General features: G+C 61.9%; 3 protein-coding genes. 1 reads left to right on the top strand and 2 read right to left on the bottom strand.

All coding sequences use genetic code 11. From position 1 onward, the window contains the following. The coding region (locus tag AAF184_25355; protein ID MEO0425682.1) for an isopropylmalate isomerase at positions 1-295 on the bottom strand (295 nt) is incomplete at its 3' end. Between the two features lie 517 nt (positions 296-812). Between AAF184_25355 and AAF184_25350 the strand changes: the two genes are divergently transcribed. Continuing rightward, positions 813-1,832 carry an IS110 family transposase gene (locus AAF184_25350; GenBank protein MEO0425681.1) on the top strand — a complete coding sequence of 340 codons (1,020 nt, stop codon included), beginning with the start codon at positions 813-815 and terminating at the stop codon, positions 1,830-1,832. Positions 1,833-1,900: 68 nt separating this feature from the next. On the opposite strand, the gene AAF184_25345 is transcribed toward AAF184_25350, so the two are convergent. Beyond that, positions 1,901-3,280 (bottom strand): sulfatase-like hydrolase/transferase, encoded by a 1,380-nt coding sequence (locus tag AAF184_25345; protein MEO0425680.1) that lies wholly within the window; start codon positions 3,278-3,280, stop codon positions 1,901-1,903. Positions 3,281-3,439: the final 159 nt, after the last annotated feature.

The following is a 3,439-nucleotide window of genomic DNA, read 5'->3' as shown; positions in this document are numbered from 1 at the left end:
CGATGGCGCTGATACCCCACCGCATAATGGATTGGGGCGCATGCTCTCGGGATGAGCCACAGCCAAAATTGCTATTGACCACCAAAATTTTGGCATTTTGATACTGGGGTTGATCAAAGGGGTGCATGCCATCACGCTGCGCCCGATCGTCTGCAAACACGTTTTCCCCCAGACCGTCGAAGGTAACACAGCGCAAAAAACGAGCCGGAATGATCCGGTCAGTATCGATATCATTTCCCAGCAAAGGAAGACCGGACCCGCTAATCGACGTAATCTTAGACGCTGTCTCAGACATAAATAAACTATCCTGCTGTGTTCTGTGCTGCTGGCTAGTCCATGGGCTGCCAGGGAGCGGCTTAGGGGGCGACAGTACGCTGCCAGTCTTCCATCGTAACCTGATACCCGATTTTCTCATCACCAGGGGTCTCTAATGAAATATCCGCCCATTGTGATCGGGCGGATATTTCTACAGCTTTGAGCATCAGCCGATGAGTTACCCGCACTGACGGACACTCCCACTTAGTCGTCGTGCAAAACGCATACGGGGGAGATCCCTCGGCTTCGCTCTGTTAGACTATACCCCCCCTCCCTATCTGCTACTTTACAACCGCCCCCACCGCGCTCAAGCTTCGATCAGGACCAAGCCTACCCTCCGCTCGAAGGACCAACAGCCCACATCCCGAACCAAGGCACCTGATCGATGATGGACCCAAAACGACATAGCCTCACGAGCGCCAACGCCGCTCGATAACAGAGCCCGTTACGTCCATCTGCTACGCGCACAGACCCCCTCGACTCAACCCGCAACCGATATGAACACCCCCTTCGATCACTTCATCGGCGTCGATCCCGCCGCCGACTCCTTCACCGCATCGCTCTACAACCACCCCACGGCTCACACCTTCGACAATACCACCGACGGACGAGCGCGCTTCCGCCACTGGATCGAGCAGACCACCGCCGAGACCCACTCCACGCTTGTCGTTGTCGAGAACACGGGCGTCTACAGCGAGGCGCTCGCCTACGAGCTGCACGCGCACGGACACCCGATGGCGATGGTTGAGCCCTTCAAGGTCTGGAAGGCCTTCGGCACGAGCGCACCCAAAACCGACGCGCTCGACAGCCAAAAGATCGCCGAGTACGGCGCCCGCTACGCCGACACGCTCACGCTCTGGCAGCCCTGCCCAGCCATCGTTGAGCAGGTGCGGGTGCTCCTAAACACGCGCGAGCAGTTCGTCGAGCAGAAAACGGCACTGCTCAACATGCAGAAGGCGCTGGCGCGCAAGGTGGTGCAGACGCCGCTGGCCGACGATGCGCTCTCAGCGAGTATTGGTCAGCTCAAGCATCAGATCAAGCGCCTTGAGCGCGAGGTGCGGAAGCTGATCGAGTCGAATCCGCGAACGGGCCAGATGCTGGCGCTTTTGGTAACCGCACCCGGGGTACGCTTGCTGCTGGCGGCGCAGTTGTATGTGCTGACCAAGGGCTACACTGAAGTGCCGGGCTACCGTCGTCTGGCCAACTACCTGGGCATTGCGCCGCACCGCTACGAGAGTGGCACGAGTGTTCGTCGTGGCTCGCGCAGTCGGGGTGGCGGTCCGCCGGCGGTGCGTAAGTTGCTGCACTTGGCTGCCCGTAGCGTGTGTGTGCACAACGCGTCCTACCGTGCCTATGCTGAGTCGAAGCAGCGGTCGGGCAAGCCATCGGGTTTGATCTACAACAACGTGGCCAACAAGCTGCTGCGTGTGTTGTGCAGTATGCTGTTGCACGAGCGTGCGTATGATGCGTCGTATCGTTCGGTGCAGCCGCGCTTATTGAAGGCCTCGGAGGCTTGACAATGTCATAGCCTTCGGGATGACAATCCTAGAAAGTGCCGCCTTCTCCGAGATTGCCTAAGCAACCGTCACCGCGTGCGCCAGGTGGCGTTGGCGGCAGCTTGCTCGAACCAAGCGCGGTGCAAGCCTTCTAGGTGCTCAACGACCTCGGGGTGGGCGTCGATGAGGTTGGTGGTTTCGCTAGGGTCGTCGTTGAGGTTGACGAGGTAGCGGCGGTCGGCGAGGCGGCCTGGACCGGTGGGGTCCCACGGGTTGCCGAGGAGCTTCCACGGGCCTTCGCGGACGGCCCAGAAGCCGTCGTCGGGATTGGTGGCCCAGAACCAGTGCATCTGCGCGTGCGGCGAGGCGGCTTCGGCATCGTTCAGCACAGGCGCTAGGCTGCGCCCGTCGAGGTCATCGCTCAGGAGCGGCGCCCCCGTGAGCGCGGCGATAGTGGGCAGCCAGTCCACGCCGTTAGCCATCTGGTCGCGCACGACGCCCTCGGGCAGCGTGCCTGGCATGGAGGCGATGGCCGGGACGCGGATGCCGCCTTCGAACAGGCTGAACTTGGCGCCACGGTACGGCCCGGCGTTGCCGCCACCGCCATGCGCCCGCTCCTCCACCGAGTGCCCGTGGTCGGACTGGAAGATGACGAGCGTATTCTCGTGCAGCCCCAGCGCATCCACCTTCGCCATCAGCGCGCCAATCCGCGCATCCATCGACGCCACAAACGCGGCGTACAGGTTGCGCGGGTACGGGAGGTCGGCGTATTCGGCGAGCAGGTTGGCCTCGGCTTGGTACGGGTAGTGCGGGCCGTTCATGGCGAAGTAGATGAAGAACGGCTCGTCGCGGTGCGTCTCCATGAAGGCGCCCGCCTCCTCCACCATCAGGTCTGGGAAGAACGAGCCGTCGCGGTAGATCTTCTCGCCGTTCTGCCAGAGGTCGTGGCGGTTGGGTCCGCCCCAGTAGTAGAAGTGCGAGTAGTTGTCGATGCAGCCCGTCATGTGCCCGAACGAGTAGTCGAAGCCCTGGCCGTTGGGCATCGTCTCGGGCGTGTAGCCCAGGTGCCACTTGCCGATGTGCGCCGTGGCATAGCCTGCCGCTTGTAGCATCTCGGCAATGGTGATCTCGGTCGTCGGCATGCCGCCGGGTGCCATGGATGAACCCGCATTGCCTGCCAGCCCAGCGCGGACGGGGTAGCGGCCCGTTAGCAGGCCAGCGCGGGAGGGTGAGCAGACCGGGGCGGCAGCGTAGAACTGGGAGAACCGGACGCCGCGCTCGGCCAAGGCGTCCATGTGCGGGGTGTGCAGATCGTTGGAGCCGTAGGTGCGGGTGTCGAGCGTGCCTTGGTCATCAGTGAAGATGACGATGACGTTGGGCTGATCGGTGGGTGGGCGTAGGTCTGGGGTGGTGGAGCATCCTGCGATGCTGAAGGCGATCAGTACGGCGGGGACGAGCGGGGTGCGCATGTGGGATTGGCACAAGTGAGGAGGCTGGGGAATATAGCCGCCTCTTCCCTTTCTCGCCTGTCTCCGTTTCCCTTCTGCTATGGTGGGCGTTGGCATCTTCGTTTGCTTGGACGTTCATTTTTGAGCGCAAAAACGAACCAAAAACGCTTGTCGATCTCG

This window comes from Pseudomonadota bacterium (assembly GCA_039815145.1).
Taxonomy (GTDB): domain Bacteria; phylum Pseudomonadota; class Gammaproteobacteria; order Steroidobacterales; family JBCBZW01; genus JBCBZW01.
The sequence above is the reverse complement of the archived record's forward strand: the minus strand, read 5'-3'. Positions and strand labels throughout refer to the sequence as shown.